This is a genomic window from Arthrobacter sp. KNU40, assembly GCF_051515115.1.
Classification (GTDB): Bacteria; Actinomycetota; Actinomycetes; order Actinomycetales; family Micrococcaceae; genus Arthrobacter.
The window spans coordinates 769,054-780,443 of sequence record NZ_CP195850.1 but is presented as its reverse complement, the minus strand read 5'-3'; the positions used below and the strand labels follow the sequence as shown (position 1 = coordinate 780,443).

Annotated in this window: 12 protein-coding genes; 3 read left to right on the top strand and 9 right to left on the bottom strand. The window is 64.7% G+C overall.

Annotated elements, in window-relative coordinates; translation table 11 throughout:
* Window positions 1-12 precede the first annotated feature (12 nt).
* The 4 genes from ACSKT0_RS03765 to ACSKT0_RS03750 all read right to left on the bottom strand — a co-directional run bounded on the left by ACSKT0_RS03765 (window position 13) and on the right by ACSKT0_RS03750 (window position 2,704).
* Complete coding sequence (locus ACSKT0_RS03765; RefSeq protein WP_437772567.1) at window positions 13-1,248, bottom strand: ABC transporter substrate-binding protein; 1,236 nt, start codon at window positions 1,246-1,248, stop codon at window positions 13-15.
* A gap of 116 nt (window positions 1,249-1,364) precedes the next feature.
* Window positions 1,365-1,568 carry a cold-shock protein gene (locus tag ACSKT0_RS03760; RefSeq protein ID WP_059388209.1) on the bottom strand — a complete coding sequence of 68 codons (204 nt, stop codon included), beginning with the start codon at window positions 1,566-1,568 and terminating at the stop codon, window positions 1,365-1,367.
* Window positions 1,569-1,707: 139 nt separating this feature from the next.
* Entirely contained in the window at window positions 1,708-2,319 is a 612-nt protein-coding gene (locus ACSKT0_RS03755) for a LytR C-terminal domain-containing protein (protein ID WP_437772566.1), read from the bottom strand.
* A gap of 49 nt (window positions 2,320-2,368) precedes the next feature.
* Window positions 2,369-2,704: a DUF3263 domain-containing protein gene (locus tag ACSKT0_RS03750; RefSeq protein WP_028266152.1), complete on the bottom strand. Its 336-nt coding sequence runs from the start codon at window positions 2,702-2,704 to the stop codon at window positions 2,369-2,371.
* A gap of 134 nt (window positions 2,705-2,838) precedes the next feature.
* Between ACSKT0_RS03750 and ACSKT0_RS03745 the strand changes: the two genes are divergently transcribed.
* Complete coding sequence (locus ACSKT0_RS03745) at window positions 2,839-3,606, top strand: uracil-DNA glycosylase (protein ID WP_437772565.1); 768 nt, start codon at window positions 2,839-2,841, stop codon at window positions 3,604-3,606.
* A gap of 15 nt (window positions 3,607-3,621) precedes the next feature.
* Window positions 3,622-4,461 (top strand): siderophore-interacting protein, encoded by an 840-nt coding sequence (locus tag ACSKT0_RS03740; RefSeq protein WP_437772564.1) that lies wholly within the window; start codon window positions 3,622-3,624, stop codon window positions 4,459-4,461.
* Window positions 4,462-4,499: 38 nt separating this feature from the next.
* Here ACSKT0_RS03740 and ACSKT0_RS03735 read toward each other — a convergent pair whose 3' ends face one another.
* Both ACSKT0_RS03735 and ACSKT0_RS03730 read right to left on the bottom strand, forming a co-directional pair.
* Window positions 4,500-5,978, bottom strand: coding sequence for a threonine/serine ThrE exporter family protein (locus ACSKT0_RS03735; protein WP_437772563.1), 1,479 nt, complete (start codon window positions 5,976-5,978; stop codon window positions 4,500-4,502).
* 78 nt (window positions 5,979-6,056) lie between these two features.
* A complete protein-coding gene (locus tag ACSKT0_RS03730; protein WP_437772562.1) occupies window positions 6,057-7,130 on the bottom strand; it encodes a lipid II:glycine glycyltransferase FemX in 1,074 nt (357 codons plus the stop codon).
* A 231-nt stretch (window positions 7,131-7,361) separates the two neighbouring features.
* Between ACSKT0_RS03730 and ACSKT0_RS03725 the strand changes: the two genes are divergently transcribed.
* Window positions 7,362-7,526: a hypothetical protein gene (locus tag ACSKT0_RS03725; RefSeq protein WP_437772561.1), complete on the top strand. Its 165-nt coding sequence runs from the start codon at window positions 7,362-7,364 to the stop codon at window positions 7,524-7,526.
* Here ACSKT0_RS03725 and ACSKT0_RS03720 read toward each other — a convergent pair.
* The 3 genes from ACSKT0_RS03720 to gcvH form a co-directional block, all read right to left on the bottom strand.
* Entirely contained in the window at window positions 7,507-8,937 is a 1,431-nt protein-coding gene (locus ACSKT0_RS03720) for an L-serine ammonia-lyase (RefSeq protein ID WP_437772560.1), read from the bottom strand. The two genes, ACSKT0_RS03725 and ACSKT0_RS03720, sit on opposite strands and share 20 nt — an antisense overlap.
* A gap of 207 nt (window positions 8,938-9,144) precedes the next feature.
* Window positions 9,145-10,482: a serine hydroxymethyltransferase gene (gene glyA / locus ACSKT0_RS03715; RefSeq protein ID WP_437771857.1), complete on the bottom strand. Its 1,338-nt coding sequence runs from the start codon at window positions 10,480-10,482 to the stop codon at window positions 9,145-9,147.
* A complete protein-coding gene (gene gcvH, locus ACSKT0_RS03710) occupies window positions 10,479-10,862 on the bottom strand; it encodes a glycine cleavage system protein GcvH (RefSeq protein WP_437771858.1) in 384 nt (127 codons plus the stop codon). The genes glyA and gcvH overlap by 4 nt, the downstream gene beginning before the upstream one ends.
* Window positions 10,863-11,390 lie beyond the last annotated feature (528 nt).

The following is an 11,390-nucleotide window of genomic DNA, read 5'->3' as shown; positions in this document are numbered from 1 at the left end:
GGGCACAAGCCGTCACGGAGTCCGTGAGGCCGTCTCCTTGCCGCTCACCCGCGCAGTGTTGTCTGCCCCGTAGGTGAAGACCATGTAATTCGACGAGGTGACGTCGCCGTTGGCGTCGAACCCGATGGTGCCGGACTCGCCGTCGTAATCCGGGAGCTTGCCCTCCTTCAGCAGCTCGACGCAGTCCTTGTATGACGTACAAGACGTGCGTTCTTTCGTTGCCGCATCGCCCGACGTCGGACGCGTCCCGCCGGACACTGTGGTGAGCCAGGCCGCGATCGAGCCGCCGGCGTCGTCGCCCGCCGCTGCGGCCGCAAGCGCCGCGAGGGTAACGGCGTCGTACGTCTCGGCGGCGTACGTCGTGTCCTTGAGTTTGGGGTCGATGCCAGTCAGATCGGCTTGGAACGCCGCGCTCGGGAAGACACCTGGAAGAATCCCCCGCGCGCCGTTGAGGCCACCGGCACCGAGTGCGGTTCCGTATTGGCGGATGGCACCGTCGCTCAAAATCAGGCTCTTGCCGCTCAGCCCCGCGTTCAGGAGCTCGGCCAGGGCGCCTTGGGCACCGTCACGGGCAACCACGACGACGGCGTCCGGTGTGCCGGACTTGATGCCCGCCGCGGCGGGAGCTGCTTTGCCGGCCGCGAATTCCGCGTTGGACACGGCGTCCATTCCGAGGCTGCGGGCAGCGTCCATGACCGCTCCGGAGACACGTGTTCCGTAGTCCCCGGCTTCATGCAGGACGGAAATCCTCTTGGCGCCGGCGTCGTGGGCAAGCTTCGCCAGGACGCTGCCCTGTGCGGCATCGGCGGCCGTAGTGCGGAAGTAGAAGCCGCCGTTCTTGTAGCTGCTGAGTCCTGACGCCGTGTTGGCCGGTGAGATAAGTGGAATCCGGGCAGGAGACAGAACATCGATGGCGGCGGGCGCATGGCTGGAATCCGTCGGCCCCACAACGACGTCGGCGTGGGCTGATAGCAACGCCTTGGCTTGCGCCGCGGTATCGGCAGTGAAAGCCGCCGCGCTGGCTGCCTGGCTAGCGCTGCTGCTTTCGCTGGCCGCCGATGCCGGAAGCAACTCGACGGGATGGCCCTTGTATCCGCCTGCATCATTGATTTGCTTGACGGCCAACTTGGCTGCTGCCAACTCGGACTCGTTGAGGAATGCGGAACTGCCGGTATTGTCCAGAATCACGCCGATGCGCAGGATGCCGTCGCCACTCGGGGTAACCGAACTGAGCCTGGCGTTAGCCACGGGGGCGGAACATCCGGCCAATCCGAGGGCCAAGGCTGCAAAACCTGCGAGAAGAGGAATTGCCCGGGACCGGCGCCCTCCAAGGGGCCAGGACAGCCCTGTTGCCGCAACACCCACTAGATAAGCCGCACGCTTTCTGCCTGCGGGCCCTTCTGGCCCTCGCCCAGTTCGAAGTCGACCCGTTGTCCTTCTTCGAGCGCACGGAATCCATCCATCTGGATGGCGGACCAATGCACAAAGATGTCGTCACCGGACTCATCGACAGTGATGAATCCGTAGCCCTTTTCGGCATTGAACCATTTGACGGTTCCCAAAGCCATGATCCCCACACTTTCAACTAGCAGTGGCCGGCTTCCGGGATCTCCGGGCCAGCTCACAACTACTGTAACCACAGTCACGTTGCCGTAGCGCAACCTCGGGTGCGGGTGGCCGCAATGTTATTGAGGCGTAACCGAGTTGCTACTTGTAACCGGGGCCGAGGATGACAACCACGGGCTGCTGGAATTCGGCACTGTCCACAAGGTTGGAAATGCCCAGCAATTTACCGAGGGCTTCGGCATTGCCCTTCTGGGCTGCACCCTTGTAGAAGACCGACGACGTCTGCTGGGGCATGCCGCCCCAGTTTGCGACGGTGGACAACGGCCAGCCTCCGCCTTGAACGAGGCCTGCCACGCGGGCCGCCAGGCCACCAGTGGTGGTGCCGTTGTAGACCGCGACTGCCGCCGTCTTGTCCAAGGGCGCCGTGCTCGGGGTCGGCGTCGGGGTGCTGGAAGGCGTGTCGCTCGGGCTTGGCTGGCTGGACGCCTGCGCGGCGCCGCTTGCGGATGGTGACGCCGCGGCGCTTTGCTTGGGGGCATCGGTGGTGACGACGGCTTGCGGCGTCGTCGATGAGGTGAATCCAAGCTTCGGAAGGATGAGGAACGCAACGAGGCCTACGGCCAGCGCGATGCCGCCTAGCAGCAGCACCGGCCACAGGGCGGGCCGGGAAACGGACGCGACGAGTCTGTGGACACCTTGGCGCGATGAGCTCTGCGGGACACGGTCGAATTCATCCCGGGCAAATTTGGTCATGGTGAAGCCTTGTCCTTGCTGCTTGCTTGCTGGGGGATCAGCGGGTGCTCTAAGCGTCAGAACCGAGACGACGCGCTGTGCGGGCCCTCTGACGTGACATACGTAGTCTACGCAATCTCTTGACCAGCATAGGATCGTGCGCCAGCGCTTCCTCGGTGTCGATGAGGGCATTGAGGAGCTGGTAGTAGTGGGTCGCGGAGAGATCGAAGAGTTCCCTGACGGCCTGTTCCTTGGCCCCGGCGTACTTCCACCATTGCCTCTCCAGGGCGAGCATCTGCTGTTCACGCTCGCCGAGCGGCGAATCGCTGCGGAGTCCGGTGGACAGGTCTTCGAGTACCAATCCAGTTGCTTCGGACGCCATGGGTTCCCGTGCGGGTTCTGCCACGACACACTCCTTCGACGCATTGACTTAAAAAATGTCCCCCGCCCATGGTAACGGGCGAATAACATGGGTGTCATTTGCCCCGCCGCCTTGCGGAGCCGCTTTCCCCGGAGCCTCAGGACAGGGACAATGACTGGGTGGCAGGCGAAGAAGCATTATTCGAGCTTGAATCCGAGGATCACTCGGCCGAGTTCGAGGCACTCCCGGGAATGGCTTTGGCGGACCTCATGGCGCCGGACTGGGCCGACGCGCTCTCTGGCGTCGAGGACGAGTTGCGCTCGGTGCTGACCTTCGTGGCGGCCGAGGCCACACGCGGAACCCACGTGCTTCCTGCCGCGTCCAACCTCCTTCGCGCCTTCCGGCAGCCGCTTGCCGACGTCAAGGTGCTCATCCTGGGCCAGGACCCCTACCCGACGCCGGGACACGCCGTCGGGCTCTCTTTCGCGGTTTCCGGGCCAACCCGGCCCATCCCCCGCAGCCTCTCGAACATCTACCGGGAGATGGAGTCCGATCTCGGACTCCCGCCACGGGTTCACGGCGATCTTTCGGCTTGGACGGGCCAAGGAGTACTCCTCCTGAACAGGGTGCTCAGCGTCGCGGCCGGTGCGGCCGGCTCGCACCGGGGCAAAGGCTGGGAGGCCATCACGACGGCGGCGGTCGCCGCCGTCGCCGGCCGCCGCACGGTAGCGGGCAAGCAGAGTCCGCTCGTCGCGATCTTGTGGGGCAAGGACGCCGGAGCAGTACAGCCTCTGCTTGAAGGCGCCCCTGTGATCTCCTCCGCGCACCCCAGTCCGCTCTCCGCCTCGCGCGGTTTCTTCGGTTCGCGCCCGTTCAGCCGGGCCAATGCCCTGCTCCGTGCGCAAGGCGCAGATCCCGTCATCTGGGAGCTTCCACCGCTGCCCTAGCTTAGGCTTGCCTACATGACATCTTTGCCCGCGACGTCGTCTGCATCCCGCAATACCCGCCCCCAAGTGAACCTGACGGTGTTGCGCACCGAACAGCTTTCGCCCCATATGGTGCGCATCATTGCAGGTGGACCGGGGTTTGCCGGTTATGCGAACAACGACTTCGTGGACCGGTATGTAAAGATCGTGTTCCCGCAGCCCGGCGTCGACTATGAGCTGCCGCTGGATCTTTGGGCCATCCGGGAGACAATGCCCCGCGAACAGTGGCCCTACACCCGCACCTACACCGTCCGTTGGGTGGACCAAGCTGCGCAGGAGCTGGCAATCGACTTTGTGGTCCATGGCGACGAGGGCCTTGCAGGCCCGTGGGCCCTGGCCGCCCAGCCCGGCGACACGCTTGTTTTCACGGGTCCCGGCGGCGCCTACAACCCGGCGCCCGACGCCGACTGGTACCTTTTCGCGGGCGACGACGCCGCGCTCCCGGCGATTGCCGCCGCGATCGAATCTCTGCCGGCCGACGCCAAAGGCCTTGCCTTCCTCGAAGTCGATAGCGATGCCGACATCCTTGCCATTGCGGCTCCCGACGGCGTGGAGTTGCGTTGGCTTCTTCGCTCCGGAGTCCCGGCCGGATCAAGCTCGATCCTGCTCGATGCCTTGGGCGACGCAGAGTGGCTGCCCGGCCGCGTGGACGTGTTCGCGCATGGTGAGCGAGGCTATATGAAGGGGTTGCGGGAGATCTTCTTCAAGCAGCGTGGGCTGGAGCGTTCCCAAGTATCCCTTTCCGGATACTGGGCCCAGGGGCGCGTAGAGGACGACTTCCAAGCGGAGAAGAAACTCCCGATCGGGCAGATCTAGGGACTGTTTCGGCTGGGTCGCCCTCCGGACGCGGCGGGCTACCGCCGGCGGACGCGTCGTCGCTCGTTGCTGGCAAGCCCTTTGGTCAGCGGCCGGGCAAGGTTGTCGCCCAGCACAATTCCTGCGGCCACGCCCAGCACGATCGCTCCCGCGTTGAGCATCCCGCCCGAACCCAGCAGGACGTCTGCTTCCTGCACCGTCAATACATACATGGAACGGAATATCTTCAAACCCGGGAGCAGGATGAGGGCTGCCGGGACTGCCACCACCAGCTGCGGGGCACCGAGCCTGAGTGCCACCATGCGGGCGAGCAGACCAATGACCACGGCGGAAATCGCCGGCGAGAGCCGGTCTCCGAAGCCGAGGTTGGAAGCCCCCCACAAGACGAAGTAACCCACCAAGCCCACTGCCGCCGTCGGGAGCAGAAGTTTGAGCAGGGTCTGTTCGGTGATGCCGATGGCAATTACGCCGATGGCAATCAGGACCGCCTGTCCCCACAACGGATACGCTTCGGGGAATGTTTGCGTGACATCGATCGCGACGCTGCCGATGAGGTCACCCACAACCACCGCGACGGCGATGCCCGCAACGATCGCCCCGAAGGTCAGGATGGTGGACAGGAAACGTCCGGCCGCAGTCACGGGGAATCCGTTGATGGCGTCTTGCACCGAAGAGACGAGCCGACCCGTTGGCAGGAGCAAAAGAATGCCGCCCGCCACGACGATGGACGGCGGGATATCCGCCCCGGCCCAGTGGAGCATCAGCGCGATGAACGTGACCAGGAAGGAGCAAGCGGCTGTCACGAAGAAGTCAGGCGTGCGCCACTTGCCCAATTGCCGGGCCACGAGGTTGACAAGCATGTTGGAGACGAAAGCCAGAGCGGACGCTCCAACTCCCCCGCCCAGGACTCCGACGAAAACGGCGGAGAAGACGCCGAACGCCATGGTGACCATCCACCGCGGGAAGGGCTTGCTGCTGCGGATGATGTCATCCAGCCGGCTCACCGCTTCTGACCTGCCCACCCCGCCGGCCACGATATCCGTGACGAGCTGGTGCACCTGGGCCAGTCCTGCGTAGTTGTTGGTCCAGGAGCGAACCACCCGGAGCAGTGTGATGGGAGTCTGGTCCTTGGGCGCGTAGTTGAGCGCGACGGACTGGTTGGTGATGTCCACTTCGATGTTCTTCAACCCGAGTGCCGCCGTGACCGCGATGATGCTGGTCTCGACTTCCAGGGCACCGGCTCCGTAACGAAACATGGATTCTGCCATGTGCAGCGCGAAGTCGATGGTCTTGCGGGCCGAAGCATCAACACCGCCCACGTGGATGATGGGGTTGGCGTAGGGACTGCCCGCCAGGCGATCGACGATGCTCATGGGGGCGGTGGGAGGATTCTCGCCCTGCACGAGCCTGCGAAGCATGCGTTTAGCATTGACATTCTGGCGCACCTGGGATGGCTTGAGCGGCTGCGTCTTGGGCAAGCCGTCCGTGTTGGGCCTGTTGTCGGGGCGGTCAGTCACGCGGGTGTTCCTCCAAAGGGCGGGGTTCCTCCAAATACGGGGTTTTGCACCTGCAGCAGACGGGTCGGCGCTGCGATTCTAGTAGAACTGCTGGCCCGTGCGGCGCGTGTAGACCTGCCGCGCAATTCGTTCCCCGGCTGCGGTCCAGAGCTTGTACTTCAGCGGGCTGATGACTTGGTCGTAGCAGCCGACGAAGTCGGTGACGGTCTTGCTGAAGCTTGTCTTGAACAGGCCAAGTCCATGGAAGGGGTGCGAGGTGTCTTTGAGCCGGTCAGCGGGCGGGGTGCCACAGAAATCGTACTCCGTGCAACCCAGTTCCTTGACCTGGTTGATGGCGGTCCACTGGACCAAATGGGAATCGCCGTACTGCGCGCGCTTCTGCAGCGATCCGCCGTCCTTGTAGGTGCCCTTCCGGCCATAGTTGATGACGAAGGCTCCAACCGAGGGGACACCGTTTTCGAAGACAAACAAGAGCCTGCCCTGGCCACGTTCGATGAAGTTGGTCCAGAACTGGCGATAGTACCCGAATTCGCGGACCCGCACTTGGGACTTCGCCTCGACCGTGTTGGTCATCAGCGCATACATGGCGCGGAAGTTCTCTTCCGTGGGTTCCATGGTCCGCACTTCAACCCCTTCGCGGATGGCCCGGCGAACCGCGTTCCGGCCGCGGGAATGCAGGTTGCGCAGAAGCTGGTTCTCCTCGGGAGAGATGTCCAGCAGGGCTGTGGAGTCGTTCGGCTGCAGGTTGGGGGTCTTGACCGCCCCGCTGGCCTCGATCGCGTCCCGGGCTTCGCCGCTGAGGACGATGTCCGGCTCGATTTTCACCGCGAAAACCCCGAGCTTGTCCCGCTTCACGAATTCCCGGTTGGCCTTGATGATCCCGGGAATGTCCTCGACGCCGGCCACGTCTGGCCCCTTGATGAGGTACCAGAGCTTGCCGAGCAGTGGAAACGACTTCTCCAAGACCAGGTTGTAGCTGCTGTATTCCCCGGTCTCGTAGACGAGGTGCAGAGGCTTCCACCCGAAGTGTTGCTTCACGTCTGCGAAGGCCTCGGATTGGAGGAGGTTGCCGCCGTTGGGATTGGCCGTGACGTGTTTGTCCCAGTGTTCGATTTCCTCGGCGGTGGCAAAGCGTGCCGTAAATTCTCGCAAGGGGGCCGTGTCCAATCAGTTGCTTACTTGAGGCAGCAGGCGCCGGTGTGCGGCGCAGGCGTTCAGCCCCAAGTCTATCGGCCCTGACGGAGAGCTACCGCCTGATCGTTCTCTGACGACTTCAAACCAGCGCCCTTCGGTTTCTCACAGGCACGGCAAAGGTTCCCCAAAGTCCACAGCTATCCCGGAGGCGGAAAGTGGTTGTAACGAAAGCCGAACCAGGAGGACCCGATGATCGTCTACCGCCCCATTCCGCCGCTCTCCACCGGCCGTAGCAACGGCTTTTGGTCGGTATTCGCTGCCATGGCATCCGCGGCATTGCTCGGCCCTGCCTGGCCGTCCGGTACCCGCCGCCTGGAACTTCAGGACGCGGGCGTCAGCACTCCACGACGTTGACAGCGAGGCCGCCCATGGCAGTTTCCTTGTATTTGGAGGACATGTCCTTGCCGGTTTCCCGCATGGTCACGATGACCTCGTCCAGGGAGACGCGGTGGGTGCCGTCGCCCCAGAGCGCCATCTTCGCAGCGTTGATGGCCTTCGCCGCAGCGATCGCGTTGCGTTCGATGCACGGGATCTGCACGAGCCCGCCGATCGGGTCGCAAGTCAGGCCCAGGTTGTGTTCCATCGCGATCTCCGCCGCGTTCTCCACCTGTCCCGGCGAGCCGCCCATGACTTCGGCCAGACCGGCAGCGGCCATCGAAGAAGCTGAACCCACTTCGCCCTGGCAGCCCACTTCAGCGCCGGAGATCGAGGCCTGCTCCTTGTAGAGCACCCCGACGGCGCCCGCGGCGAGCAGGAACTTCACCACGACGTCGTCGCGGTCCTGTTGCGTGGCCTTGTCCATGCCGGGGGCGAAGTGCAGGGCGTAGTACAGCACAGCGGGGATGATCCCGGCGGCGCCGTTCGTGGGCGCGGTGACCACGCGGCCGCCCGAGGCGTTTTCCTCGTTCACGGCCAGGGCGATGAGGTTTACCCATTCCTGCCAGTACTTCGGATCCCGGTAGTCAGGGTCCTGGTCTTTGGTTTCCTTCAGGAGCCGCTCGTGCCAGTCGGGAGCCCGACGGCGGACCTTCAGTCCGCCGGGCAGCACGCCTTCGCGCTTGAGGGACGTTTCGACACAGGCCTCCATGACGGAGTAGATGTGCAGCAGGCCTTCGCGGATTTCCTCTTCGGTCCGGGAGGCGCGCTCGTTGATGAACATGATGTCCGAAATGCCAAGCCCCTTGGAAGAACAGCGGCCCATGAGTTCGGCGGCGGTGCGGAAGGGCAGCGGGAGTTCCTTCTTGGACTCCTCCAGTTCCTTCTGGGCTGCGTCCTCTTCGCCTTCGCGGACGATGAAGCCGCCGCCCACAGAGAAGAAGGTGGCCTCGTGCAGCACCTCGCCATCGGCGTCGGACACGGAGAACTTCATCCCGTTCGTGTGCCGGGGCAGGACCGTGAGGGGGTGCAGGATCATGTCCGCTTCCCCGTACGGCAGCGCCACCCCCGACTCGGGATCGACGGCGCCGCAAAGGTTCAGTGTGCCGGTTTCGGCGATCGAGGCGAGCCGCTCCTCCACTTCCTCGGGGAGGATCTCCTCGGGGTGGTAGCCCTCCAGGCCCAGCAGCACCGCCGTCATCGTGCCGTGCCCGCGGCCCGTAGCAGCCAAGGAACCGTACAGATCAACGCGCAGGGACGCCACCCGTTTCAGGGCACCGGACTCCTTCAGCTCACCTGCAAAGACCGCAGCAGCCCGCATCGGCCCCACGGTATGCGAACTCGAAGGACCAATCCCAATAGAGAAAAGATCGAAGACGCCAACAGCCATGTCGGTTCCTAACTAGATATATGCACGGGGACGGTGGGTGAGGTGAGCGGCGCGGCCCCTTTGGGACCGACATCCGGCAGCGGGCGTCTAAGGGAGCGTCACGTCCGCTCAGCGGGCGTCTTCGCGCCCGAGCCCGCAGAGGATGCCGGCCCCGACGGACCGTTGGTTCCGACACGCTGGCCGGACCCAACGGCCCAAAAGAGAGCCTCAGCTGAGGTTCGCGACGCCGGGGTAAAGCGGGTGCGCGGCGGCGAGTGCCTCCACGCGGTGACGCAGGCCGGAGAGGTCCGCGCCGGCGTCGGCGATCAGTGCCTCGGCGATGATGTCCGCAACCTCGCGGAACGCCGCTTCACCGAAACCGCGGGTGGCCAGTGCCGGGGTGCCGATCCGCAGGCCGGAGGTGACCATCGGCGGGCGCGGGTCGAAGGGAACCGCGTTGCGGTTCACGGTGATCTCGATCGCTGCGAGGCGGTCTTCGGCCTGCTGGCCGTCGAGTTCGCAGTGGCGCAGGTCCACGAGCACCAGGTGCACGTCGGTGCCGCCGGAAATCACGGAGATCCCCTTGGCCGTGACGTCGTCCTGGACGAGGCGTTCGGCCAGGATCCGGGCACCGGCCAGCACACGCTCCTGGCGTTCCTTGAACTCTTCCGAGCCGGCGATCTTGAAGGCCACGGCCTTGCCGGCGATCACGTGCTCCAACGGGCCGCCCTGCTGGCCCGGGAAGACCGCGGAGTTGATCTTCTTGGCGATGTCGGCATCGTTGGAAAGGATGATCCCCCCGCGCGGACCCGCGAGGGTCTTGTGCGTCGTCGAGGTCGTCACGTGCGCGTGCGGGACCGGGGACGGGTGCAGCCCCGCGGCCACGAGGCCGGCGAAGTGCGCCATGTCCACCATGAGGTACGCGCCCACCAGGTCCGCGATCCGCCGGAACTCCGCGAAGTCCAGCTGCCGCGCATAGGCGGACCAGCCCGCCACGATCAGTGCCGGCTTGTGCTCCAGCGCCAGGCGCTCCACCTCGGCCATGTCGATCCGGTGGTCCTCTTCACGGACCTGGTACGGGATGACGTTGTACAGGCGGCCGGAGAAGTTGATCCGCATGCCGTGGGTCAGGTGACCGCCGTGGGCCAGGTTCAAGCCCATGATGGTGTCGCCCGGCTTGATCAGGGCGTGCATCACCGAGGCGTTCGCCTGCGCGCCGGAGTGCGGCTGCACGTTCGCGTACCCGGCACCGAAGAGGGCCTTCACCCGGTCGATCGCGAGCTGCTCGATGACGTCCACGTGCTCGCAGCCACCGTAGTAGCGCTTTCCCGGGTAGCCCTCGGCATACTTGTTCGTCAGCACCGAGCCCTGCGCCTGCATCACGGCCACCGCGGTGTGGTTCTCGGAGGCGATCATTTCCAGGCCCGACCGCTGGCGGTTCAGCTCATCGTCGATCTTCGCCGCGATCTCCGGATCCAGCACGGACAACACCGCGTCCAGGGACGGCGAAACGACCTGCTCGAACACAATGTTCTCGGTGCCCGCGGCCCCGGTCGCGGCGCTCACAGCTCGCCACCGTTCTTGGAAGCGTATTCCTCGGCGGAAAGCAGCGGACCGTCGGACTCGGCGGACACCTTGAAGAGCCAGCCCGCACCATACGGATCGTTGTTGATCAGCGCAGGATCGTCGACGACGGCGGAGTTCACTTCCGTGACCTCCCCCGTCACCGGGGAGTACAGGTCAGAGACGGACTTGGTGGACTCCACCTCGCCGCAGGTCTCCCCCGCAGTCACAGCGGAACCGACCTCGGGCAAGTCAACATACACGATGTCGCCGAGGGCATCGGTGGCCACGGCCGAGATACCGACAGACACAAGATTGCCGGCTTCGCGGGCAACCCACTCGTGCTCGTCGGAGTACTGGAGTTCAGGTGCAACTTTTGCCATGTTTTTTCCTTTGCGTTGGTCTAAGAAAACAGTTGTGGTCAGGTTACGCGGCGGGGGCCGCCATCCTCTGCGTGCTGCTCCTTCGTCGCTTTGACGCACGCTGCCGGATGCCGCTCCCCCACCGCTAGAGGCTTGTTCAGTTTTCGGGGCTCACCGTTCCGGAAAAGAACGCTGGCCCTTCGGGATTCAGTTATGGGCCCGTGGTTCCCGTGGGCCTCACCCTCGGCAGGTAGCTCATCCTCCATAAGCTAAACCGGAGGTGAGCTGAGCCGCAGGTGAGATGCAGGGCCCCATCGGGTGCCGGCATCCGGCAGCATGCGTCTAAGGGAGCGACACGTCCGCTCAGCGGGCGTCTTCGCGACCGAGCATGCAGAGGATGTCGGACCCGACGGGCTAAACGCAACCACGGTCACGCAACCCACCGGGAGCGTCACGTCCGCCCAGCGGGCGTCTTCGCGACCGAGCACGCGGAGGATTCTTCCGTCCCGCGGCTCCCAGCCACCCACCGAAGCCGACGGGCTTAAGGCG

Coding starts and splice junctions, on each gene's coding strand:
- ACSKT0_RS03760 (WP_059388209.1), bottom strand. CDS start 1,568: ATGGCTTTGGGAACCGTCAAATGGTTCAATGCCGAAAAGGGCTACGGA.
- ACSKT0_RS03725 (WP_437772561.1), top strand. CDS start 7,362: ATGATCGTCTACCGCCCCATTCCGCCGCTCTCCACCGGCCGTAGCAAC.
- gcvH (WP_437771858.1), bottom strand. CDS start 10,862: ATGGCAAAAGTTGCACCTGAACTCCAGTACTCCGACGAGCACGAGTGG.
- ACSKT0_RS03720 (WP_437772560.1), bottom strand. CDS start 8,937: ATGGCTGTTGGCGTCTTCGATCTTTTCTCTATTGGGATTGGTCCTTCG.
- ACSKT0_RS03755 (WP_437772566.1), bottom strand. CDS start 2,319: ATGACCAAATTTGCCCGGGATGAATTCGACCGTGTCCCGCAGAGCTCA.
- ACSKT0_RS03740 (WP_437772564.1), top strand. CDS start 3,622: ATGACATCTTTGCCCGCGACGTCGTCTGCATCCCGCAATACCCGCCCC.